The sequence below is a fragment of the Pyxidicoccus sp. M6 genome (assembly GCF_055568925.1).
Genome location: NZ_CM145714.1, coordinates 7,808,975 through 7,832,783 on the forward strand (window position 1 = coordinate 7,808,975; position 23,809 = coordinate 7,832,783).

Here is a 23,809-nt window from a genome sequence, read left to right on the forward strand (position 1 = left end):
TTGACGGCCGAGCGGCCGCGCATGAAACCCATGAACGTGCAGATATCTCAACGGACGCTGGAAGATCTCGGCTTCTCGGAAGTGCTCCGTGCGCTGGCCCAGCGCTGTCGGACCGAGCCCGGAAGGGAACGGGTGCTAGCCCGCCCGTTCCTCGACACCCCCGAGCAGGTGGCGGAAGCGCTCGCGCTCGTCGCCGAGGCCCGTTCCCTCTCACAGGAGCAGTTCTCCCTCCCCCTGGGCGGAGTGGTGGACCTCCGCACCGCCATCGGCCACGCCGAGAAGGGCGGGATGCTGGAGCCCCGCCAGCTCATCGACGCGGCGCAGCTCCTCTTCGCCTTCGTGCGCACCCGCGAGGCCCTGGACGAGCGCAAGGAGCGCGTCCCCCGGCTGATGGAGATTGCGCGCCGCCTGCCCATGCTGGAGTCCATGGCCCGGCGCATCGACCAGTGCTTCGAGCCGGACGGCGAGATTTCCGACCGCGCCAGCCCGGAGCTGCGCGAGGCCCGAGACAGGGCCCGCGGCCTCCACCGGCGCATCAAGTCGCGCCTGGACGAGATGCTCCACGACGAGAGCTTCCTGCCCAAGCTGCGCGAGAACTACTACACCATCCGCAACGGGCGTTACGTGGTGCCGGTGGTGTCCAACTACCGCTCCGAGGTGGACGGCATCGTCCACAACGCCAGCCAGACGGGCCAGACGCTCTTCATGGAGCCGCAGGCCATGGTGGGCTTGGGCAACGACCTCGCCATCGCCCAGTCGGTGGTGACGGAGGAGGAGCGGCGCGTCCTCCAGGAGCTGAGCAACCTGCTCGGCCGCGAGTCGGACCGCATCCTGGAAGGCCTGGCCGCGGTGGCGGAGCTGGACGAGGTGGAAGCCATCGCCATCCTCTCCGCGGACCTGGACGCCCAGGCTCCCGTGTTCGACGGCGTGAAGGACCTGGAGCTGCGGCAGCTCCGCCACCCACGCCTGGTGCTGCGCGGCACCGAGGTGGTGGCCAACGACGTGACGCTCACCGGCGAGGCCCGGGCCCTGGTGGTGTCCGGCCCCAACGCGGGCGGCAAGACGGTGACGCTGACGGGCGTGGGCCTGTGCTCGCTGATGCTGCGCGCCGGTCTGCCCATTCCGGTGGCGGAAGGCTCGCGGATGCCGCTGTATCGCTCCATGCACTCCACGGTGGGTGACGCGCAGGACCTGTCCCAGGGCCTGTCCACGTTCAGCGCCCACGTGACGATGCTGCGGGACATCATCGCGGTGGCCCACGAGGGCTCGCTGGTGATGATTGACGAAATCGCCGCGGACACCGACCCGCGCGAGGGCGCCGCCATCGCCATCGCCGTGCTGGAGGAGCTGATGGCCAAGGGCGTGGTGGTGCTCGTCACCACGCACCTGGAGGAGCTCAAGGCCCTGGCCCACATGGACCCGCGCTTCCTCAACGCGCGCGTGGGCTTCGACTCCAAGCGCATGGCCCCCACCTACCGCCTGCAGATTGGTGCGGCGGGCCAGTCCTCGGCCATCGAAGTCGCGGCCCGCGTGGGCCTGCCCCAGCGGGTGTGCGAGCGCGCGCGTGAGCTGTCCATGAACGCGGGCGGTCCGCTCTCCAAGGCGCTGCTCGCGGCCGAGGAGGAGCGCCGCAAGCTCGGCGAGGAGCTGGAGAAGGCGCGCGTGGCGGCGAAGGAGGCCGAGGAGCTCCGGGCCGACCTGGAGAAGCAGAAGGCTCAGTTCGAGCGCGAGCGCCGCGCGAGGATGATGCAGTTCAACGAGGACGTGCACGCCGCGAGCGAGCACGCCGCCGCCGAGGTACGGGAGCTGCTGGCGAAGCTGCGCCAGGAGCAGAACGAGAAGGCGCTCTCGGAGGCCCGCCTGCAGCTCCAGCAGCGAGCGGAGGAGGCGCAGAAGCGCGCACTGGCCGCGAAGGCGGAGCTGTTCCAGGTGGAGGCTCCCGGCCCGGCGAACCTCAAGGTGGGTGCGTGGGTGCACCACTCGGGGCTGGCGCGGGACGTGGAGATCATCGAGCTGACGGACTCGCACGCGGTGGTGTCCGCGGGCGGCGCGCTGAAGATGCGGGTGCCCGTGACGGAGCTGTCCGGCTCGCGTACGCGCAAGCCTCAGCAGGCGAAGTTCCCCGAGCGGCAGAAGCAGGAGTCTGCATTGAAGCGCGCGGCCTCGGCGGCGCCCGCGGAGGTGGAGGCCACCAACTTCCGCTGCGACGTGCGCGGCATGCGCGCGGACGACGCGCTGAAGGAGTTGGAGACGTTCCTGGACGGGGGCATGCGCAGCGGCGAGGAGGCCGCGCTCATCATCCACGGCCACGGCACGGGCGCGCTGAAGCAGGCCATCCGTGACTATCTCTCCGCGTCTCCGTACATCCGCATGTTCCGTCCGGGTGAGAGCCACGAGGGCGGCGACGGCGTGACGGTGGTGTCGCTGCGCGCGTAGTCCACGAGGGCTGTCAGTCCACGGAGTACCCCGGGGCCGGGAAGCCGTGCGGAGCGCGCGGCCTTCCGGCCCTGGTGGTTTCTGGACCTCGGCGGCGGATTGGGGCATTCGAGAGGGATGCGAGCCTGTCCGTGCTGCATGGAGCCGCTGACGACCGGCCTCCTGGGACTCGGGGGACGCCGCCTCGCGGGGAAGTGCGAGGTCTGCGGCGACGCCGTGTGCCAGACATGCGTGAGCACGCAGGTGCTGGAAGCGGGCGCCTTCCGGCAGCGCGCAATCGTCCCAGGCACCGAGGGCAGGAAGACGCGGGGACAGGTGTGCCGCTCGTGCCTGTGGGAGGTGTTGACGGACCGGGGCGACACACCGCCCTTCCCTGCCCCGCCGGGACAGCGGGAGCGTGCGGCCCGCGCCGCTCGCGAGTCGTGCAAGCATCCGGACGTGAAGTCGTGGATGGCGTTCTGCCCCGGCTGCGGTGACGAGGTCGCCTGGAACGCCGAGCCCGGCAACCCGGTCTGCGACGCCTGTGGAGCGCCGTCCCACCGGTACTTCAACCACTGCTGGGCCTGCGGTGAGTCCTTCGAGGAGGACAACGCGCCCCAGGTCGTCGCTCGGGGCTTCCGGCTCGAGTTCGACTGCGACTCCGATGACTGCGTGGGGAAGCTCGCGTGGCTGATGCCCTTCTGCCCGTGGTGTGGCGAGGAGAAGCACTGGCAGCACGGCGACGGGAAGCTGGAGTGCACGGAGTGCGAGAGCAGCCTCGACCGCGCCTGGGCGTTCTGCGTCCGCTGCGGCGAGGAGGCACCGCTCCCGGACGACTGTCCCCGCTGTGGTCTGGACTTGGAGGAGGCACAGTCCGCCGCCCGCTGCGAGGGGTGCCGGAACATCGTCTGCGGCGACTGCTTCGACACACGCGTCGTGCCTCTGCAAGGCGGTGGGCAGCAGGAGAAGTTGCTGTGCTCCACCTGTGGCGTGGGCTTCGACGTGTCCTCTGAGGACTCACGGGAGGACGAAGACGGCGAGCAGGACGATGCTGACGACGCCGCGGAGCAGGAAGACGACGAGACCGACGAAGTCCAGGACGAGGAAGACGCGGACGAAGCCGGCGACGCGAAGGCACAGGACGAGGACGACAATGCGGAGTCCGAGGAGGATGACGACGCGCCGGAGCCGCCCGTTGCCCCGCCCCCGCCGTCACCGTGGGAGGTCCTCGGAGTCGCGCCCAACACGCCGCTCACGGAGGTGAGGCGCGCCTACCTCGCGCTGGTGGCCCAGTACCATCCCGACAAGGTCGCACAGCTCGGCCCCAAGCTGCAGGCGCTGGCGCAGGAGGAAACGCGCCGCATCATCGAAGCGTGGGAGCGGGTCCGTAAGCAGTCGTCGTAGGTCCACGGTCTTCACGCTGACACAGCAGGTGGCACGGGCGAGGCCTCGACGTGCGAAGCCGCGCCACCCTGCCCCGTCATGCGGCAGGATGCGGCGCCGTGATTACCCACGTCGTCTTCGACTTTGATGGAACGCTGGCGGACTCGAAGGAAGTCGTCATTCGCCTGTACAACGAGCTCGCCGAGAAGAACCACTACGGCAAACTGACGGCCGACAATCTGGAGGAGCTGCGCGGGCTCTCCATCCTGGAGCGGTGCAGCCGGCTCAAGGTGCCGCCGTACCGCCTGCCGTGGCTGGTGGTGCAGGTGGGCCGCAGCCTCCGGAGCGCCATGGACCGGATTGAGTTCAACCCGGGCATCCCCGAGATGCTGAATGAGCTCCGGAGCCGCGGGCTCCACATCCACATCCTGTCCAGCAACCGCGAGGAGAACATCCGCGCCTTCCTGCGGCACCACTCGGCCGAGGCGCTGGTGGAGGGCATCCACTGCAGCAGCAGCCTCTTCGGCAAGGCCCGGTTGATGCGGGCCATGATGAAGCGCACCGGGCTCCGGCCGGAGCACTTCGTCTACGTGGGCGACGAGCAGCGCGACATCGCCGCATGCCGCGAGGTGGGCGTGAAGGTCATCGCCGTGCGCTGGGGCGCGGACACGCTGGAGCTGCTGCAGAAGGCGGGGCCGGACCACGTCGCCGAGCGTCCGATGGAAATCGTCGAGTGCGTGAGCCGCTGGTCGGCCCAGGCGCGCTGAAGCAAAGGAAGATTTCGCGCGCCCTTCGTTGGCTCCTTGGCGACTCCCCGAACCCATGGGACCGCACTGGAGACAACGCGTGAAGACCCGACATGAGCGGACATGGATGGCCCTGCTGGGAGCCACGGCCCTGACCCTGGCGAGCGGATGTGGCACCGAGGCACAGGTCCCTGCCGCGTCCCCTTCGGACCCGGCGGAGGACGTGGAGGAGAGCCTCAATGCCGAGCGGCGCGGCATCGGCGCCCTGCCGGACCTGGTGCCCTCGGGACCCAGGGCCATGGCCATCACCGTGGACCCTCGGCGCTCGCTGGTGGTGACGGACCAGACCATCCTCAGCGGCTTCTCCTTCTCACTGCTGATGAGCGAGCTCGTCTCCAGCAGCGGCGTCGCCACGACGGAGCTGGATTTGTTCCAGCGCTGGTGGGACACGGCGCGCCCGTCGCCCGGGCTCAGCGTGGCCAATGCCCACTGTGACACCACGGGCATCGCCAACATGAACGGCTTCCCGTACACCTGCCCGCGCAAGGAGGGCGACCAGGCGCTGGTGGACCCGTTCACCAACCCGACGACGAACTTCAACTCATACATCCCCGTCGGCCTCTTCAACCGCTTCGACCTCGCGTCCGTGCGCGGCGCCAACTGCGGCGAGTACCGCATCGCCTACGCGAAGCGCTCGGGCATCGGTGGCACGGGAGACCGCAACCTCCTCATCTTCGAGGCGGTGCTGCCCAACCCCAACCCGAGCGCGGGACTCGAGGGCTGCCGTCCCGTCGCCAACTTCTGGGCGGACCTGACGAATGACGCGGACCCGATTTCGCGCGCCTCGAAGCTGCGGACGTTCTACTTCATCGGCCTGCCGGGCTTCATGCCGGTGGTGCACATCGACAACTACGGCAACCGCACCACGGGCACCACGGGGCAGGTGCGCTCCAACCAGTTCATGCAGTCCAACTGGCTGCTGCGCGAGTTCAAGATTCGCAAGGAGTGCCGCAGCCTCTCGCCGTGCACGCTGCGCTTCATCCCCACGACGGTGAAGACCAACCCGGGCGGCACGCTCTTCAACCCCGCCTCCATGCACCCCGAGGCCGCGACCTTCCAGAACAGCTCCTTCCCCGCGCAGGTGTCCCGGCTTGCCGTCAACGACATCAACACCTTCACGATGTTCACCTCGGACATCCACAACAGCGGCCAGAGCGACGCGCAGAGCGCGACGGAGAACCACTACGTCAACAACTTCGGCGTCGGCGCGAGCACCTTCCGCACCAACATCCAGACGCAGTTGACGGCCATCGGCAGCTCGCTGTCGCCGGACAACATCGTGGCCCGCGCGCAGGCGCAGTCGTGCGCCGGCTGCCACCAGTTCAGCAACGGCGCCAACCTGGGCGGCGGCATCATCTGGCCCCAGTCGCTGCGCTTCACCCACGTCTCCGAGCAGACGGAAGCCGGCCCGGACGGCCTGCGCCACCGCATCTCCCCGGCGCTCACCAACGTCTTCATTCCCCACCGCAAGGCCGTCTTCGAGACCTTCCTCAACGCCGCGTGCGGCGACGGCGTGTGCAACGCGTGGGAGTCCTCCAGCTTCTGCCCGGCGGACTGCTAGTGAAGCGCGCTGCCGGTGGTCCGCATTGCCCGTCTGGGTGATGCGGGCCCCGGCCCTGCCTGCGTCAGGAGGCCCGGGGTACCGTCGTCCCAGGCGCACCCCTCCACGCAAGGCGCGGCACATGCACTGGGTCGTCCAGAACAACCTGTTCAACGAGCGCGGCTTCCACACCTTGATGCAGGTGTTGGAGAACGGCGGCATTCCCCACACGCTCGTGAAGGTCATCCCCTTCGACGGGGGCGTGGAGCCGACCGTGGACGTGGCTGGCCCCGTCATCGTCATGGGCTCGCTCACGCTGACGCGGTACGCGAAGCAGCGCGGCTGGGTGCCCGGCGCGTTTCTCAACGACAACTTCGACTTCCGCGTGTGGCGCGAGCACCTGGGCGAGCACCTGCTCAACGCCGATGCCCGCGTGTGCCGCTTCGCGGACGTCACGCCGGTGGATGGGCCGTTCTTCATCCGCCCGTGCCTCGACGACAAGTCGTTCTCGGGGATGGTCACCACGTGGGACGAGTTCACCGCGTGGCGAGACACCGTCGTCGCGATGCCCGAGGACACCACCGTCTCCGCGGACACCTGGGTGGCCGTCAGCGCGCCGAAGCACATCCAGCGCGAGTACCGCATGGTCGTCGTGGACGGCCGCGTCGTCACGGGCACGCGGTACAAGCTCGGTGACCGCGTGGTGGCTTCGGCCGAGGTGGAGCCGGAGGTGTACGCCTTCGCGCAGGCCATGGCCGACCGCTGGGCGCCGGACCGCGCCTATGCGCTCGACGTCTTCATGCACGGCGGCGCGCTGTACGTCGGCGAAATCAACAACCTCAACTCGGCCGGTTTCTACGCGTACGACGTCGCGAAGATGGTGGCCGCCGTCGAGGCGATGCGCTGGTGACCCAGGGATGGGGCGGATTCCGCCCCACCCGGAAGTTCGGGTGAGTGGCCGGAAAGCTATGAAACCCAACTAGTCCTTGAAAGCAGAAATGCTCATGTGTCATGAAATCCTTTCTTCTTCGGAAAGGTCGTGAGCATGAGCAATCGATTCACGAGGACGTTCTGGGCGGCGTGGCTGGGCGCGGGACTGGCGGCATGCGGATCGGTGCAGCCCGAGTCGGAGCCGCCCGCGAGCGAGGCGAAGGACGCCGACATCCAGGCCGCGCTGGCCCGCCTCCCGAAGGCCGAGGTACTGGCTCGCGAAGGCGCAGTGCCCTACTTCATCCAGGGCGAGCTGGGCCGGCTGTCCACGGACTCCGCGCAGAAGGCGCGCCAGGACGCGGGTGGCGAGGCGCGCGAGTCGCTGGCGGAGATCGCCTCGGCCTTCCGCCTGCGCAACGATGACCTCGTCTTCCGCCGCTCCACGGTGGACGCGCGGGGCCACAAGCACCTGCGCTTCCGGCAGCTCCTGAACGGGCTGCCCGTGGTGGGCTCCGAGCTGGTGCTGCACGCGGACTCGAAGGGCCTCATCTACGCGGCCAACGGCACGGCGCACGGCAGTGGCAAGGTCTCCGCCGAGCCGACGGTGGCCTCCGAGGCGGCGCTGAAGGCCGCGGAGCTGGGCTCCCTGCGCGCCACCGGCCCGGCCACCCTCGTGTACCTCCCCGCCGAAGGCGCCGGCGAGGCGCGGCTGGCGTGGCAGGTGCGCACCGTGGGCGAGCGCGACGGCATGCCCGCCGATGACCTCGTCTACGTGGACGCGCAGCGCGGCGGCGTGCTGGCCGTGCACCCCCAGATTCACTCGGCCCTCAACCGCCGCGTCTACAGCGCGAACAACACCACCACGACGCCGGGCACGCTGAAGCGCAGCGAGGGCCAGGCCGCCACGGGCGACGCGCACGTGGACATGAACTACGACCAGCTCGGCACCACGTACAACTGCTACCAGACGCTGTTCGGCCGCGACTCGTATGACAACGCGGGCGCGACGCTGACGAGCACCGTGCACTACAGCACCAACTACGTGAACGCCTACTGGGACGGCACGCAGATGGTGTACGGCGACGGCAACGGCGTGGACTCCATCGAGCTGGGCAAGGACCTGGACGTCACCGTCCACGAGCTGACCCACGCGGTGACGGACACGGAGTCGGACCTCATCTACTCGGGTGAGTCCGGCGGCCTCAACGAGTCCATGTCCGACATCTTCTCCGGCGTGTGCGAGAGCTGGACGCGCAGCTGGTCCACGGACGCGGACGTGTTCAAGGTGGGCGAGGACATCTGGACGCCGGGCATCGCCGGCGACGCCCTGCGGTACATGGACGACCCGGCCAAGGACAACGCCTCGCTGGACTTCTACGGCGACTACTCGTCCGGCGTGGACGTGCACTACAGCTCCGGCATCAGCAACCTCGTCTTCGCGCTGCTCTCCAAGGGCGGCACGCACCCGCGTGGCAAGACGACGGTCAACGTGACGGCGATTGGCCCGGAGAAGGCCGGCCGCATCTTCTACAAGGCCAACACGGACTTCTTCACGCCGAGCACCACGTTCGAGCAGGCGAAGACGTACACCGTGCAGGCCGCGCAGGCGCTCGGCTACGACGCGGCCACGGTGCAGGCGGTGTCCGACGCGTGGCTCGCGGTGGGCGTGCCGCCTCCGCCGCCGGTGACCAACCCGCTGACCAACGGCGTGCCGGTGACGGGCCTGTCCGGCAGTGCGAACAGCAAGAGGTACTACACGCTCGAGGTGCCAGCCGGGCAGACCAGCCTCAAGTTCGAGACCACCGGCGGCACGGGTGACGCGGACATGTACGTGCGCTTCGGCAGCGCGCCGAACTCCGGCACCTACGACTGCCGTCCGTACACCAGCGGCAACGCGGAGACGTGCAGCTTCACCAACCCGCAGGCCGGCACCTGGTACGTGATGCTCAACGGCTACTCCTCGTACTCGGGCCTGACGCTCACGGGCACGTACGGCGGCGGTGGTGGCGGCGGCACGCCGACCACGACGACGGCCAGCGGTACGGTGAAGCGGAGCGAGAACGACAACTTCGGGCCGTACAGCGTCGTGGCCGGCACCAGCTTCAGCGTGGTGATGACGGGCACGCGCAACCCGGACCTGTACGTGCGCTTCGGCTCCGCGCCGACGACGACGGCCTACGACTGCCGTCCGAGCACCTCCGGCGCGTCCGAGACGTGCACGCTCACGGTGCCCGCCGGCCAGTCTTCCGCGTACGTCATGGTGCGCGGCGCCGGCTCGGGCACGGCGTCGTACGACCTGACCATCAACTACACGCGGCCGTAGTCACGGCGCGGAGTCGTTGAGGAACGACGGGCGGCTTCCCTCTTCGGGACGCCGCCCGTCGTGTTTTCTGCGCTCACGGCATGCCGTTGTCGCGGCCTCGAGTCAGAGACGAGCGGCGGGCGGCATCCCTCTTCGGGAGATGGCCCGTCGTTCTTGGCGCTCACTGCATGCCGTAGCGCCGCAGCTTGTCGTAGAGCGTCCGCAGGCCGATGCCCAGCCGCTGGGCGGCACGCTTGCGGTTGCCACCCTCCGCCGCGATGGCCTGCTCAATCGCCATCCGCTCCAATTCCTCCAGCGTCGTGTCCGGCACCCGCGCTCCCTCGGCGGGCGTCGCTGGAGCACCAGAGCCGGCCGCATTGCTCGCGGCGTCCACCGGCCCGGTGGGGTCCAGCCACAGGTGCCGCGGCTCCACCACCGGCCCGTCCGCGAGGATGGCGGCGCGCTCGAGCGCGTTGCGCAGCTCGCGCACGTTGCCCGGCCACGAGAAGTCCTCCAGGCGCGAGGCGGCCTCGGGCGACAGCCGCAGCCCCGGGCGCCCCAGCTCCTCGCCGATGCGCTTGAGCAGCAGCTCCGACAGGGGCTTCAGGTCCTCGCGCCGCTCGCGCAGCGAGGGCAGGCGGATGGGGAACACGGCGAGGCGGTGGTAGAGGTCCTCGCGGAACTCACCGCGCGCCATCATCGCCCGCAGGTCGCGGTTGGTCGCCGCCACCCAGCGCACGTCGGCCTCCAGCGTCCGCGTACCGCCCACGCGCTCGAAGCGCCGCTCCTGCAACACGCGCAGGAGCTTCGCCTGAAGCTCCGCCTTCAGCTCGCCCACCTCGTCGAGGAAGAAGGTGCCGCCCTGGGCCAGCTCGATGCGCCCGCGCCGCTGGGCCACCGCGCCGGTGAAGGCGCCCTTCTCGTGGCCGAACAGCTCGCTCTCCAGCAGCGTCTCGGTGAGCGCCGCGCAGTTGACCGCCACGAAGGGCCCGTCGGCGCGCTCGCTCTGCTGGTGCAGGGCCCGCGCGGCCACCTCCTTGCCGGTGCCGCTCTCGCCCACCAGCAGCACCGTGGCCTGCGTGGGTGCCACCTTGCGCAGGGCCTCCACCACCGGGGCCATGGACGGCGCGCCCCAGCTCAACACCACCTCGCTGGCCGAGTGCCGAGCCTCCGCCTTGAAGTTGAGCAGCGAGCGCCGCTCCAGCGCGCGCGCCACCGTGAGCCGCAGCTCGGCCGGACTGCTCACCGGCTTGGTGAGGTACTCGAAGGCGCCGGCCTTCATCGCCGCCACCGCGCTCTCCACCGAGCCCACGGCGGTGAGGACGATGACCTCCACGTCCGGCTGCTCCTCGCGTACCTTGCGCAGCAGCGTCAGGCCGTCCATGCCCGGCATCTTCAAGTCCGTCAGCAGCAGGTCCACGCCCTGCTTCGCGAGCAGCCGCGCCGCCTCGTCGCCGTCGGCGGCCGTCGTCACCGCGTGGCCCTCGAACTCCAGCGCCTCGGCGAGGAACGTGCGCACGCCCTCTTCGTCATCCGCCACCAGGATTCGCGCCATGGCTTCAGCTCCCCCGGGACGGAACGGTGAGGCGGAACTCCGCGCCCCCGCGTGCGTGCGTGCGTGCGCTCACCGTGCCGCCGTGCAGCTCGACGATGCGGCGGGTGACGGCGAGCCCGAGCCCCACGCCCCGCAGGCGTCCCGTGACGAACGGCTCGAAGATGCGCTCCTCGTCGCCCGGGGGAATACCCGGGCCGTGGTCCTTCACCGTGAACACGAGCGACTTTCCCTCCTGTGCGATGCGGGCCTCCACGCGCTGGCCCTCGGGGCTGGCCTGCACGGCGTTGCGCAGCACGTTCTCCAGCGCCTGCTGCAGGCGCCCCGCGTCGAGCGGCCAGTGTGTGCTCGACGGCAGGTAGTGGGCCTCCACGCTCTTCTCGCCGGTGGCCTCCACCGCCGCGCGGAGGACGTCGTTCGGGTCCGCGTCCGCACGCCTCAGCTCTCCGCTGCGCACGAAGTTGAGCAAGTCGTTCAGGAGCTGCTCCAGCCGCACGGCCTCGTTCACCACGCGGTCCACCTTGGGACGCAACGCCTCGTCGCGCTCCACCCGCTCCGCCAGCAACTGCGCATGGCCCTTGAGCGAGGCGAGCGGGTTGCGCAGCTCGTGCGCGAGCACCGCGGACATGGTGCCGAGGGCCGCGAGCCGGCGCCCGCGCTCCAGCTCCTCCGCCATCGCCTCGCGCTGGGCCTGCGCGCGGGAGAAGGCATGGGCCAGCGCGAGGATGCCCACGCACGACACCATGGCCACGATGAGCAGCCGCTGCGCGCGCGACTCCAGCTCCTGCGCGTTGAGCGGCTCGAAGTCATAGGCGATGCGCAGCGTCTTCCGCGGGTCCTGCTGCTCCGGCGGAGGAGTCACCACCGGGGCCTCGCCAGCGGCGGCCGGGGGACGGGGGCGCCGCAACCGGTGCATGAGCTGGGCGCGGCTTCCCTCCATCCTCAACTGCGGGCCGTCCTGCTGGAGGATGATGTCTCCGACGGAGCCCTCGCCGGACGACACCAGCACCTTGCCGTCCTGGACGATGGCCACGTAGCGCAGGCCGCCCTCCCGGTGGGATGCCAGGAAGCCGTCGAGTACCTCCTGGCTCGGGACGCCGACCGAGTCGCGGAAGGCCTCCACCCCCGCGAGCATCAGCACGTTGGCCATGCCGCGCGTCACCAGCGACGACGACTCCATCGCCGAGCTGCGGATGAACAGCGCGGCGGACAGCAGCACCCCGCACATCAGCACCGCCGCTACCCACAACATGCGCGGGCCGCGGCGCCACCAGGACGTGGCGCTCATCGCCGGCCTCCGCTGCGAGGACTCCAACTCCAGGGGCTTGCCTTCCACACTGCGAACTCTGCATGCGGAGTGCGGAATCCGCACTCCCTTCCAGCCGGCCGCCCTGTCCCTCGGGCACCAACCTGCTCGGCTGTCTCCAACGTCATGGGTACCTCCCCCAGGGGAATGGAGCGCGGCCAAGGCCGCATGCTGGGAGGACGGACAGGCATGGGGGGGCCCGTGCGTCCTCTTCGCCATGGGTTCCACTGCAATCAGGAGGCCCAGGCGCCCTGCCCTCGCACCCCCGAGGGACGCCGTGTCACGGTGCGGCAGGAAGCTGCCGGCCGGGCATGCGGAATCCGCAGTCAGACTGCGCTTTTGGCAACAGTTGCTGTGATTTCAGCCGTCGTTTCAAGGACTTGAAAGCTGGCAAGGCGAATGCAATCCCCTGGCGCGATGAAGACGCCCCAGACAGCGTGGTCCAAGAAGCGGCCCCATCGGATGACGGCCCTGGCCCTGGGATTCCTCGGGCTGGTGTCGGCGCCGGGCGTAGTGCTGGCGCAGGAAGCGGCCCCGGCCGCGTCGCAGTCACAGCGCCCCGAGGAGGCGCCGCCCCGGCGCCCCGCGGTGAGTGTCACCCTCGAAGAGGCGATTACGCGGGCCCTCCGGACGAATCCCCAGGTGGCCCAGGCCGCGGGCACCGTGACGACGTCCCAGGCCGCCGAGCGCAGCGCCTTCGGTGCCTACCTGCCGAACCTCTCCGCCAGCGCGAGCGGCTCGCTCGCCAGCAGTCAGCGGTTGGACCCGGAGACGGGCGCGGTGTCGTCGGGCTCCAATGACACGTACAGCGCGGGCCTGTCGGCCAGCTGGGACGTCTTCACGGGCTTCCAGCGGAGCGCCAACCGCCGTCAGACCAAGGCCCAGTCGAGCGCGGCCGAGGCGCAGCTCACGTCTCAGCGCGCCACCGCGATTCTCGACGTGGAGCGCTCCTTCTACGAGGTGCTCCGCGCACAGGGCCTGGAAGAGGTGGCGCTCTCGCGAATCGAGCGGGCGAAGCAGAACGCGGAGGCCGCGGAGCGGCGGCTGTCGGTGGGCTCGGCGACGCGCTCGGACGTGCTGCGCTCGAAGCTCGAGCTGACCACGGCGCGCGAGGCGCTGCTCACCGCCCAGACGCAGCGCACGTCGGCGTCGCTGGGGCTGGGGCGGCTCATCGGCGAGGACGGCCCGGTGGACGCGAAGCCGCTCGACAACCTGGAGCCGAAGCCGCTGGCGCTCACGGAAGAGGCGCTGGTGAATGAAATCGTGGCGCGGGCGCCGGCGGTGCTCGCGGCGGAGGCGGACCTGCGCGCCTCGGAGGCGGGCGTGGGCGCGGCGAAGTCCGAGTACCTCCCCAAGATTGGCCTGTCCGCGGGCTACAACTGGTTCAACGACGACCCGGCCTTCACGGGTGGCAACACGAGCTGGTCCGTGCGGCTGGGCCTCTCCTACCCCATCTTCGACGGCTTCCTCCGCGAGGAGCGCGTGGTGCGCGCGAGGACGGCGGCGTCGGTGTCGCAGACGCAGCTCGCGGACACGCGGCGCTCGGTGAGCTCGGGCGTGGGACAGTCGCTGAGCCAGCTGCGCCTCACGGAGGAGCGCATCACCTTCGCGAAGCAGTCCGTCGAGGTGGCCGAGGAGGACGTCAAGGTGCAGACGGAGCGCTATCGCCTGGGTGCCACCACCATCCTGGAGCTGCTGACGTCGCAGGAGAGCCTCGTCCAGGCGCAGATCGACCTGGTGGCCGCCCGCTTCGACTACCAGATTGCCCGCGCCGAGCTGGAGGCGCTGGCCGGGAGGCCGCTGTGAATCCCTCCACGAACACACAGCCGCAAGCCGCCACGGGCCCGGTGCCCGCGGGCGGGCGGGACATCTCGGACGTGGTCATCCGCGTCGAGGGCCTGCGCAAGGACTACAAGATGGGCGCGGAGGTGGTGCGCGCGCTGCGCGGCGTGGACGTCACCATCCGCCGCAACGAGTACGTGGCCGTCATGGGCCCGTCCGGCTCGGGCAAGTCGACGTTCATGAACCTCATCGGCTGCCTGGACGTGCCGAGCGACGGGCAGTACTGGCTCAACGGCCAGCCGGTGGCGGGCATGTCGGAGACGCAGCTGGCGCGCATCCGCAACCGCGAGCTGGGCTTCGTCTTCCAGAGCTTCAACCTGCTGCCCCGCGCGTCGGCGTTGGACAACGTGGCGCTGCCGCTCATCTACGCGCGCGTGCCGAAGAAGGAACGGCGCGAGCGCGCGGCGGCGATGCTGGACAAGGTGGGCCTGGGCTCGCGCAAGGACCACAAGCCCAATGAGCTGTCCGGTGGTCAGCGCCAGCGCGTGGCCATTGCCCGCGCGCTGGTGACGCACCCGGCGCTGCTGCTGGCGGACGAGCCCACGGGCGCGCTCGACAGCAAGACCGGTGAAGAAATCATGGCCCTCTTCGGCGAGCTGCATTCGCAGGGCCAGACGTTGATGCTCGTCACGCACGAGGCGGACATCGCCGCGTATGCGCAGCGGGTGCTGTTCCTGAAGGACGGCGTCATCGAGCGGGACGAGCGGAAGCGGGACTGAGCAGCGCCGCGCCCATTGGGTGTGCGGCGACATGGACCTTGGAGGACGTCGTGAGCAAGACGAAGAAGTGGGTCATCACGGGCGCTGCGGCGCTCCTGCTCGGTGCGGGGGGCTACGCCATCAAGACGCGCAGCGCCGAGCCGCAGACGCAGGAGCAGTCCACGTCGGTGGCGGTGGTGCAGCGGCAGGACATGGAGGTGGTCGCCGAGGCCGCCGGCCTGGTGGAGCCCCTGCGAGTGGTGGAGGTGAAGTCGAAGGCCTCGGGCGAGGTGCTGCGTGTGCACTTCGACACCGGCGACAAGGTGGAGAAGGACGCGCTGCTCGCCGAGGTGGACCCGCGCGACGTGCAGAACGCGCTGTCCCAGGCGCAGGCGGACGTGGAGTCGGCGCGGGTGAAGCTGAACACCACGGAGGCGCAGCGGGTGCGGCTGGAGGAGCTGCGCAAGTCCGGCTACGTGACGCAGCAGGAGTACGAGGCCGCGGTGGACGCGTCCGCGACGGCGCGGGCGTCGAAGGTGCGGGCGGAGACGAACCTGCAGCTCGCGAAGGAGCGCAGCCGGGACGTCACGATTCGCGCGCCGATTGCCGGCACGCTGCTGGAGCGGACGGCGCAGCCCGGCAACATCATCGCCTCGGCGACGTCGAACGTGTCGGGCGGTACGACGCTGTTCAAGATGGCGGACCTGTCGGTGATGCAGGTTCGCGCCAAGGTGGACGAGACGGACGTGGGGCAGATCAAGCCCGGCCAGAAGGCCCGCGTGACGATGGAGGCCTACCCGGGCCGCGTCTTCATGGGCGACGTCGTCAAGGTGGAGCCGCAGGCCCTGGTGGAACAGAACGTCACCCTCTTCCCGGTCATCATCCGGATGGACAACGCCGAGGGCCTGCTGCGGCCGGGCATGAACGCGGAGGTGTCGGTCGAGATTTCGAAGCGGCGTGACGCGGTGACGGTGCCGAACGCGGCGGTGGCGAGCATGCGCGATGCGCGGTCCGCCGCGGCGGCGGTGGGCGTCTCCGAGGACGCAGTGCGCGCGGTGATGCGTCCGCCGGGTGGTGCTCCTGGCGCGGGCGCGGAGGGAAGTGGGCGCGGCCCCGGCGCGGGTGCGGAAGGCAACGGGACTGTCGCGCGGAGCGACGGCGCGCGCGGCCCGGGTGATGAGAGCACGGCGGGTGCTCCGGGCGCGGGGCGAGGAGGCCCGATGGGTGGCGCGGGCGCGGCGGGCGGCGCGACGACCACCTCCACCACGGGCGGTGCGGCTGGTGCCCACGGCGCGGCGGCGGATGCCAACACGGGTGCCAACGGCGCGCCGGGCGCCAACGCGGTGCCTGCTTCGGGCCAGGGTTCTTGGAGCGGAGGCCGCGGTGGCCGGGGCTCGCGAGATGGCCGTCAGCCCACGGGCGACACGCGGCCGGGCATCGTCTTCGTGCAGGGCGCGAAGGGAACGGAGCCTCGGCGCGTGGTGCTCGGGATGAGTGACTGGGAGAACTCGGAGGTGGTCAGCGGGCTGGAGCCCGGTGAGAAGGTGCTGCTCATCTCCGTGGCGCAGCTCAAGGCGCAGCAGCAGCGGAGCACCGAGCGGATGCGCCAGATGACCGGCGGCATGATTCCGGGCGCGGGCGGAGCGGGCCCGCGCGCGGGTGGCGGAGCGCGGTAGGCACGAGGAGGTCAGGTCATGGGAGAAATCATCCGGGTCGCGTTCGACGCGGTCCTCGCCAACAAGCTCCGCTCCCTGCTGACGATGCTGGGCATCGTCATCGGCATCGCCGCGGTCATCACCATGGTGGCGCTGGGCGAAGGCGCGCAGCGCTCGGTGGCGCAGCGGCTCCAGACGCTCGGCACCAACGTCCTCACGGTGCGTCCCGGCCAGGCCTTCCAGGGTGGCCTCGGCCGTGGACAGGCGTCCATGTCCATCGAGGACGCCGAGGCGCTGCGGGAGAACCCGAAGCACATCGCGGCGGTCGCTCCGGAAATCGAGTCGCGCTTCCAGGTGGAGTACGGCGCCGGCAACGCGAACCTGTCCGTCGTGGGCACCTGGCCGGACTACTTCACCATCAACCAGGGCAAGGTGGTGGCGGGCCGTCTCTTCACGGACGCGGAGGACCGGGGCCGCCGGCGCGTGGTGGTGATGGGAGCGCTCGCGGGAGCGCAGCTCGGCCTGAAGGACTCGACGTCGCTGGTGGGTGAGACCCTCCGCATCCGAGGCATCCCCTTCGAGGTCATCGGAGTGCTGGCGGAGAAGGGCGCTCAGGGCTTCAACAACCCGGACGAGAGCCTCTACATCCCCATGGCCACGGCGCAGTTCCGGGTGATTGGCAGCGACCGCATCCGCTCCATCGCGGTGCAGGCAGTGGACGACAAGTCCATGGACGACGCGATGGTTGAGATTGACACGACGCTCCGGCGCGAGCACCGGCTGCGTCCCGAGGCGCAGGCCGACTTCAACATCCGCGACCAGGCCTCGTTGCTCACCACCATGCAGGAGACGACGCAGACGTTCTCCCTGCTGCTGGCGGGAATCGCGGCCATCTCCCTGCTGGTGGGAGGCATCGGCATCATGAACATCATGTTGGTGTCGGTGACGGAGCGGACGCGAGAGATTGGTCTGCGCAAGGCATTGGGCGCCACGGGCATGGACATCCTGCTCCAGTTCCTCGTGGAGTCCCTGGTGCTGTGCCTCGCGGGAGGAACGCTCGGATTGCTGTTGGGAATGGGCGGCGCCGCGGTGCTGCAGAAGGTGGCGGGCTGGAGCGTGGTGGTGGCGCCCGAGGCCATCGTCGTGGCCATCGCCTTCTCCGCGTCGGTGGGCGTGTTCTTCGGCATCTGGCCGGCACGCCGCGCCGCGAGCCTCGCTCCCATCGAGTCGCTGCGGTACGAGTGAGACACGCGGTGAGCGGCTGGCCCGCCTCCCCTGCCTACTCCTTCGGCATCGTCCCCACGTAGCGGGAGGCGGGCCGGATGAGCTTGCCGGTGGCTCGCTGCTCGGCGACGTGCCCGAGCCAGCCCGCGACGCGGCCACAGGCGAAGGCCGTGGAGAACAGCGTCCGATCGAGTCCCACCGCGTCGAGCAGCACGGCCGTGTAGAACTCCACGTTGGCGCGCAGCGGGCGATCCGGGTAGCGCTGACGGAGCAGCTCCTCGGCGGCGCGCTCCACCGCACGAGCCAGCGCGAGCCGGTCGGTCCGCAGCCCGCCGCGCTCCAGTCGCTCGATGGCACGCTCCAGCACGGCGGCGCGAGGATCTCGCACGCGGTAGATGCGATGGCCCATGCCCATGATGCGGCGGCCGGCCTTCAGCTCCCCTTCCAGCCACGACGCCGCGTTCTCCGGTCGGGCGATGGCGTCGAGCATGTCCAGCACGGGCCCTGGCGCCCCACCATGGAGCGGACCCTTGAGCGCGCCGATGGCGCCCACCGTGGCGGACACCGCATCCGAGCCTGTCGAGGTGATGACGCGCGCGGTGAACGTGGAGGCATTCAAGCCATGATCGGAGACGGTGACCAGGTACGCATCGAGCCCGGCGGCGCGCTCGGGCTGGTGCTCTCCGGTGGCCATGCGCAGCAGGTCCGCGGCATGGGACAGCTTGGGCTCCGGCCGCACGGGTGCCAGCCCACGCCTGCGCCGGGCCCACGCGCCCGTGAACACCGCGGCGGCGCCTGTCAGCAGGAGGAACGTCTCCTGCTCGTTGCCCTGCGAAATGGGGACATGGGCCATCGCGGCCCGGAGCGCGTCCATTCCATCCTCGGCCGAGAGCGCATTGCCCAGCCCCTCCAGCAGGCCGAACGCCCGCACGCGCGCCTCCCCGAGGGCGGCCTGGAGCGAGGAGGGCAGCGGCTGCTGGGCGTACGGCGCCCAGAGCCTCGCGCACACCTCCTCGAACGAGACGGCACCCGCGAGCGACTCCACATCGCTCCCGGCGATCACGAGCCGCCCGCGCTCGCCATCCACCTCGCTCAGCCGTGTCTCCGCGACGACGACCCCTTCAAGCCCTGCCTGTAGTGTTGCCTCTGTCGTGCCCATGCTCGGGTTCCTCCGGCACAAGAATTAGCGCCGGCCACGAGCCTGGAAACGCGATTCGACAATCGACATGTGTGCGCCGCGAGGGCGTCACAACGCGCTGCAGGCCCAGACCCCCAGTGACGTGCAGAAGCAGTTGGGATTGGGGTGGCCCGGCAGACAGCAGCTCCGCGACCCACCAACGGGCGAACACGGGGTCCCCGCGAGCTTGCTGCAGCGATTATTCAGCCCACAGAGGGGGATGGACGGGACACAGATCGTGTAGAAGCCATCGCACTCGACGGAGTCCGCCTGCACCGAACAGGTATTCCCCTCACAAGACACCGTCGAGCCATTCGGACAGGTCTGTGAGCACGTGACGAGGGCGCTCGACTCCTGCGCCAGCTCCGGCGCCTCGACAGGTTCCACTCCACCACAGGCCACCAGCACCGGGACGACGAGCACCGTCAGCACACCCAGGAAGCTCTTCATGGCGTGTCTCTCCTTGAGGGGTTGAGCGGCATCGAATCACAACCTGCGCTCGTTTCGCCACGGAGTTGCACCTGTATGAGTGTTAGGCATCACACCTCACTGGCGGATGAGCTCATGGACTGGCTGTCCTTCCGGCCCCACGCCATCCAGCCGCACGAAGTCGACCGAGAAGGGCCAGGACGTCTTCACGAAGACGTGCTCCAGCCGGGAGACGCTGTTGCCCAGCTTCGTCCAGGCCTGGACCTGGCACTCGCCATCGACCCGCGCGGTGGTGATGTCGATGGGGCGCGAGGGAAAGGCCCGCAGGCGCACCCGCACCCGCCAGCCATCCTCGGTGGCGTCGACCGGCTGCGCATCCTCCAGCCCGTACACGGGTTGTTCGACTCCCAGCAGGTCCTCCACCTCCGACTCTCCGCGCTCCAACATCCGCCAGTACACCTGCACGGGACGCGTCCCCACGGGGCGGCAGGCCTCGTCCAGGCGCAGGGCGTAGTGGACCTGGTTCCGGTTCTCGCTGCGGGACAGGAAGAAGGCGGACGGCGACGGGAGGGTCGCCTCGGCCGCGGAGGCCAGGGACGCGACGGCCGCCACCGCGACGGCGGCGAGAGTCCTGAGCCCGATCTTCGAAAGCATGTAGGTGTCCCTTTGATGGCGGAGTGGCGGCGGTCGCCCGCGGGGCCATACCGGAATGACGAACACCCCAGGCCCCAGGAACTGTCACTCGACCCCGCACATGGGGCGGGCGCCCCCTGTCCTGCCCCTGCCGGCCCGGGTCCCGACGGCCTGGCTAGAATGGAGTCATGCGTGAGCTCGAAGAGCGCATCGAGGCGTTCTACCGATTCCTCTGGCCATTCCTCGCGGCGGATGAGGCGTCCAAGGCCTTCCTGGACGAGGCCCCCGGGGGCCGCCCCGCCTCGGAGTTCCTGTATGAGATTCCAGCGCGGCACGGAGTGGGCACGGGCTCGGTGCTCGTGGACGTGGGCTGCGGCAAGGGGAAGCAGTCCCTGGAGTTGGCGCGGAGATTGGGCTGCGGCGTCATCGGCGTGGACCCGCTCGAACAGAACCTGGAGCTTGCCTCCGAGCGGGCCCGGGCGGAGTCGTTGGAGGGACGCGTGACGCTGAAGCAGGGAAACATCGGGCGGCTTCCCCTACCGGATGCGTCGGCGGACTTCGTCTGGTGCCTCGACATGTTCAACCACGTCGCGGACATCGAGGGCGCCATCGCGGAGTGCGCCCGCGTCCTGAAGCCGGGTGGCTTCATGATGAACTGCAGCGCGGTGGGGACGGACCTGCTGGAGCCCCGAGAGGCGGCGAGAGTCCCCCACTTCATCGGCATCAACCCCGACACCCTGTCGAAGGAGCGCATGGAGAGCGCGTTCCGCCTCGCCGGGCTGCGAGTCGCGGAGTACGGGACGACGACCGACGAGGGCTCGCCGTTTCTGGAGGCACTGGATGACGGCGTGGCGCGAGACGTGATGCGTTACGCGAAGATGCTGCGGGCGCCGTCTCGCGTGGCCTCCCAGCTGGGAGCGGGCGGGTTCGACATCCTCTCCGCCTACTATCAATGGAACATCTACCTGCTCATCGGGAAGCTCACCTACGGCGTCTGGGTGCTGGAGCGCGAGCCCGCGTGACGGCTCCCTCGATGTCCTCGAAAAGGAGCCCACTCCGAGTCCTTGCATTCCAGCACTCGCGGTAACTAGATTGCATTTCCCAAATCGTCAGGGAGGAGCAAATGCACACACAGAAGCTTGTTGTCGGACTGTGCGTTGGAATCGCTGCCATCGTGCTCGCACCCGCTCAGGTGCTCGCGCAATCACTCCTGATTGATGACTTCACCACCGGTTCGTATCAGGTGGACGCCTACGCTGGGTCCCCAGACCTGCACTATTCGAGTGGAAACATGCTTGGCGGAGCCCGAGGCACCTACGTCCTCGCGGTCCCCAAGCTTCCCCAGCATCAGCGTCCCGCGTCACTCTATATTCCACCGGGTGGGCCGCTGATTCTGGAGACTGGCTTTCAGGTGAATCACCGTCTCCAGTTGTCTTACGGCTGGAACGCTTCAGGCAATCAGGCTCCGCTCAATCTTGATACGCGCACCTACGACCGAATCAGGGTCTGGTTCGATGGAGCCGATGTGTCGGAAAACTTCAACATCGTCCTCTATTCCGCTGGGGGGGCTCGGTACTATTCGAGCGGCATCAACACCACACCCGTGCCTCGTCCCTTCTGCGTCGACTTTCTGCTCAGCAAGTTCCTGATTCCCGAAGCAGACCGCACTGACATCGACTTCATTGCGCTCATCCTTCAAACGGGAAGTGCGATTGGAGCGACCGACTTCGCGCTCCGCTCCATCAATCTGCTCGGACCCGGGAGTGTCGGTTCGGCTTCCTGCCAGGTTGCGCCGTAGCTCCGCTCACGTCTCGGGCTGAGCCACGCGTCCACTCAGAGAGGAACACGCCTATTCCTGGCGCCGGACCGCCCAGGCCAGCCCGTCCGGCCGTCCACCCACGTCGAGCTTGCCAGTCATCTCCAGCTTCTTGAGGTCGATGACGGCGACGTAGTTGTCGGGAGTGCACGAAACGAACGCACGAGCTCCCTCGGCGTCCATCAACATGGCCGCGCCGTGGCCGATGTTCAGCCGCTTGATTTCCTTGCGCGTGCCGGCGTCGAAGATGGCCAGGTCGCCGGTGCGCACGCTCACCACCAGCACGCGTTTGCCATCCGGAGTGAACTTCAGTCGGTGGGCACCGGGGAGCTTCGCATCCACGGTGGCCACCAACTTCTTCGCCGCGAAGTCGACGACGAAGAGCCTTCCCTCCGGAGTCGCCGTCCAGAGTTCCCGCCCGTCCGGTGAGACATCGAATCCCTCGACGCCCTGGGCCAGCGGAATCACGGTCTGCACCCAGTCCATGCGAGGCTTCGCCCCGGGAGGCAGGACTCCCGTCGGAGGCACCGTCGGCTGGAGCAGGACGTTCTCCAAGACGCTGACCGTCCCGGAGTCCACGTTCGTGGTGTAGACCTTCTTCTCGTCCGCGGTGACGTGGAGCATGTGCGTCCGGTCCTGGCCGGTGCCCATGAGCCAGTCCACCCTGCCCGCCGCCGGGTCATAGCGTGCAATGGCTTTCGAGCCCTGTGCCGTGAACCACAGTCTTCCGCCCACGAAGACCAGGCCGTGGGGCCCGAGCAGCGGTGCGGTATCCACGCTGGGGAGCGCCTTCTGCGCGACGAGGTCGATGACGGAGAGCTCGTGTAAGCCGCCGCCTCCCGTGTTGGAGACGTAGGCCGTTCGCCCATCCGCGGACGCGACCACCTCATGCGGATCCTCACCCACGGGAGCGCGTGCGAGGACCTTCAGCGTCGATGGGTCCACAATCGTCAGCACATGGTCGGTCTTCGAGACGATGAGCAGTGCGCGCTTCGGCGTCGGCTGCGCGGCCCCTCCGGGCGCGGCGAGAAGCAAGACGCCCATCGCAACAGAAGAAACAAGTGCACCAATCAACCTGGACTCCTCGAGCGTTCAGTGGGGTGAGACATTGTGAGACATTGCGGCGCGTCGACAGGTGTTTCCGCACTGGAGAATTAAGCGCAGTTAACGGTCTTTACTCATTTTATTAGATTTCACTATTGAGACTGTTGTAGAAACCCCGTAGTCCACCCCGGCGTTCCCATGTTGGGACCGGGGGGTAGGACAAGAGGGGCAACCAGCATGTTCAAGAGAGCGGCAATCCTCGCGGTGAGCTGTGGTGCGTTGCTGGCGGGCTGCGGTACCGAAGCGCAGAGCGAGAACGAGGAGATCGTCTCCAACCTGGTCGAGGCCGGCTTCCCGGCGAACGACATCATGGAGGTCGACGGCAAGGTGTACGTGGGCCGTGACGCTCATGTGACGCTTGAGGCGTCCCGCGAGATTGTCGAGTCCGGCACGCAGACGAAGGAGCAGTACCGGACGACCAACCTCGTCGGCACCAGCGTGACGAAGATCTGCATCGTCCCCACGTCCCAGTTCAACAGCTACAGCCGCCTGAGCGAGGGCCTCGACCTGGCCATCGAGAACTACAACAGCCAGGGGCTCCGCATCACCTTCGCGCGTGGCTCGGCGTCCGACTGCACCGCGACCATCAGCGCGCGGACCACGAGCGGCGTTGGCGGCTCCTCGGGCTTCCCCAAGGGCGGCAAGCCCTACGGCACCATCAACATCGGCACCGGCCTGCAGAGCTACAGCGTTGACGTGAACGAGCACGTCATCACGCACGAGATTGGCCACACCATCGGCTTCCGCCACACGGACTACTACGACCGCAGCATCAGCTGCGGCGGTGCCGCCACCAACGAGGGCGCGTCCAACGTGGGCGCCATCCACATCCCCGGGACGCCGACCACGGCCACCTCCGGTGGCTCCGTCATGAACTCCTGCTTCCGCTCGAACGAGAGCGGCGAGTGGAGCAGCTCCGACCGCACCGCGCTCGACTACCTCTACTGAGAGACGGCGCGACAGCCCCCGGGTCCGCTCATGACTCGGGGGCTCGAGC

The 23,809-nt window shown here is 69.2% G+C and carries 19 protein-coding genes; 13 read left to right on the top strand and 6 right to left on the bottom strand.

Annotation, left to right across the window (positions count from 1 at the left end; genetic code table 11):
* Positions 1-30 precede the first annotated feature (30 nt).
* The 6 genes from ACVTJA_RS30695 (at position 31) to ACVTJA_RS30720 (ending at position 9,397) form a co-directional block, all read left to right on the top strand.
* Positions 31-2,436: an endonuclease MutS2 gene (locus ACVTJA_RS30695; protein WP_465840554.1), complete on the top strand. Its 2,406-nt coding sequence runs from the start codon at positions 31-33 to the stop codon at positions 2,434-2,436.
* A 138-nt stretch (positions 2,437-2,574) separates the two neighbouring features.
* On the top strand, positions 2,575-3,819 hold the full coding sequence (locus tag ACVTJA_RS30700; RefSeq protein ID WP_465825063.1) for a J domain-containing protein: 1,245 nt from the start codon (positions 2,575-2,577) through the stop codon (positions 3,817-3,819).
* A 98-nt stretch (positions 3,820-3,917) separates the two neighbouring features.
* Positions 3,918-4,565: an HAD hydrolase-like protein gene (locus tag ACVTJA_RS30705; RefSeq protein ID WP_465825064.1), complete on the top strand. Its 648-nt coding sequence runs from the start codon at positions 3,918-3,920 to the stop codon at positions 4,563-4,565.
* Between the two features lie 79 nt (positions 4,566-4,644).
* Positions 4,645-6,165: a hypothetical protein gene (locus ACVTJA_RS30710; RefSeq protein WP_465825065.1), complete on the top strand. Its 1,521-nt coding sequence runs from the start codon at positions 4,645-4,647 to the stop codon at positions 6,163-6,165.
* Positions 6,166-6,286: 121 nt separating this feature from the next.
* Positions 6,287-7,054, top strand: a complete 768-nt coding sequence (locus ACVTJA_RS30715) for an ATP-grasp domain-containing protein (protein WP_465825066.1) — start codon at positions 6,287-6,289, stop codon at positions 7,052-7,054.
* A 135-nt stretch (positions 7,055-7,189) separates the two neighbouring features.
* Positions 7,190-9,397, top strand: coding sequence for a M4 family metallopeptidase (locus ACVTJA_RS30720; protein WP_465825067.1), 2,208 nt, complete (start codon positions 7,190-7,192; stop codon positions 9,395-9,397).
* Between the two features lie 160 nt (positions 9,398-9,557).
* Here the strand turns inward: ACVTJA_RS30720 and ACVTJA_RS30725 are convergent, their stop codons facing one another.
* Together ACVTJA_RS30725 and ACVTJA_RS30730 are read right to left on the bottom strand one after the other, a co-directional pair.
* Complete coding sequence (locus tag ACVTJA_RS30725) at positions 9,558-10,931, bottom strand: sigma-54-dependent transcriptional regulator (protein ID WP_465825068.1); 1,374 nt, start codon at positions 10,929-10,931, stop codon at positions 9,558-9,560.
* A 4-nt stretch (positions 10,932-10,935) separates the two neighbouring features.
* Positions 10,936-12,216: a sensor histidine kinase gene (locus tag ACVTJA_RS30730; protein WP_465825069.1), complete on the bottom strand. Its 1,281-nt coding sequence runs from the start codon at positions 12,214-12,216 to the stop codon at positions 10,936-10,938.
* 417 nt (positions 12,217-12,633) lie between these two features.
* Here ACVTJA_RS30730 and ACVTJA_RS30735 point away from each other — a divergent pair, with 417 nt between their 5' ends.
* From ACVTJA_RS30735 to ACVTJA_RS30750, 4 genes are read left to right on the top strand one after another with little or no spacing between them, the layout of a single operon-like run.
* Positions 12,634-14,040, top strand: coding sequence for a TolC family protein (locus ACVTJA_RS30735; protein WP_465825070.1), 1,407 nt, complete (start codon positions 12,634-12,636; stop codon positions 14,038-14,040).
* Positions 14,037-14,795: an ABC transporter ATP-binding protein gene (locus ACVTJA_RS30740; RefSeq protein ID WP_465825071.1), complete on the top strand. Its 759-nt coding sequence runs from the start codon at positions 14,037-14,039 to the stop codon at positions 14,793-14,795. The genes ACVTJA_RS30735 and ACVTJA_RS30740 overlap by 4 nt, the downstream gene beginning before the upstream one ends.
* A 50-nt stretch (positions 14,796-14,845) precedes the next feature.
* The gene (locus ACVTJA_RS30745; RefSeq protein ID WP_465825072.1) at positions 14,846-16,450 is read left to right on the top strand and encodes an efflux RND transporter periplasmic adaptor subunit; all 1,605 of its coding nucleotides are present in this window, start codon (positions 14,846-14,848) and stop codon (positions 16,448-16,450) included.
* An 18-nt stretch (positions 16,451-16,468) separates the two neighbouring features.
* Complete coding sequence (locus ACVTJA_RS30750) at positions 16,469-17,674, top strand: ABC transporter permease (protein ID WP_465825073.1); 1,206 nt, start codon at positions 16,469-16,471, stop codon at positions 17,672-17,674.
* Positions 17,675-17,708: 34 nt separating this feature from the next.
* Here ACVTJA_RS30750 and ACVTJA_RS30755 read toward each other — a convergent pair whose 3' ends face one another.
* The 3 genes from ACVTJA_RS30755 to ACVTJA_RS30765 all read right to left on the bottom strand — a co-directional run bounded on the left by ACVTJA_RS30755 (position 17,709) and on the right by ACVTJA_RS30765 (position 19,913).
* A complete protein-coding gene (locus ACVTJA_RS30755; protein WP_465825074.1) occupies positions 17,709-18,812 on the bottom strand; it encodes a citrate synthase in 1,104 nt (367 codons plus the stop codon).
* Positions 18,813-18,899: 87 nt separating this feature from the next.
* Complete coding sequence (locus ACVTJA_RS30760; RefSeq protein WP_465825075.1) at positions 18,900-19,280, bottom strand: hypothetical protein; 381 nt, start codon at positions 19,278-19,280, stop codon at positions 18,900-18,902.
* A gap of 96 nt (positions 19,281-19,376) precedes the next feature.
* Complete coding sequence (locus ACVTJA_RS30765) at positions 19,377-19,913, bottom strand: DUF4833 domain-containing protein (protein WP_465825076.1); 537 nt, start codon at positions 19,911-19,913, stop codon at positions 19,377-19,379.
* 167 nt (positions 19,914-20,080) lie between these two features.
* Between ACVTJA_RS30765 and ACVTJA_RS30770 the strand changes: the two genes are divergently transcribed.
* Complete coding sequence (locus ACVTJA_RS30770; protein WP_465825077.1) at positions 20,081-20,914, top strand: class I SAM-dependent methyltransferase; 834 nt, start codon at positions 20,081-20,083, stop codon at positions 20,912-20,914.
* Between the two features lie 101 nt (positions 20,915-21,015).
* Positions 21,016-21,690: a hypothetical protein gene (locus tag ACVTJA_RS30775; RefSeq protein WP_465825078.1), complete on the top strand. Its 675-nt coding sequence runs from the start codon at positions 21,016-21,018 to the stop codon at positions 21,688-21,690.
* Between the two features lie 51 nt (positions 21,691-21,741).
* On the opposite strand, the gene ACVTJA_RS30780 is transcribed toward ACVTJA_RS30775, so the two are convergent.
* Positions 21,742-22,752 (bottom strand): beta-propeller fold lactonase family protein, encoded by a 1,011-nt coding sequence (locus ACVTJA_RS30780; RefSeq protein WP_465825079.1) that lies wholly within the window; start codon positions 22,750-22,752, stop codon positions 21,742-21,744.
* A gap of 237 nt (positions 22,753-22,989) precedes the next feature.
* On the opposite strand from ACVTJA_RS30780, the gene ACVTJA_RS30785 reads away from it, so the two are divergent.
* On the top strand, positions 22,990-23,760 hold the full coding sequence (locus ACVTJA_RS30785) for a zinc-dependent metalloprotease (RefSeq protein WP_465825080.1): 771 nt from the start codon (positions 22,990-22,992) through the stop codon (positions 23,758-23,760).
* The last annotated feature ends 49 nt before the right edge of the window (positions 23,761-23,809 follow it).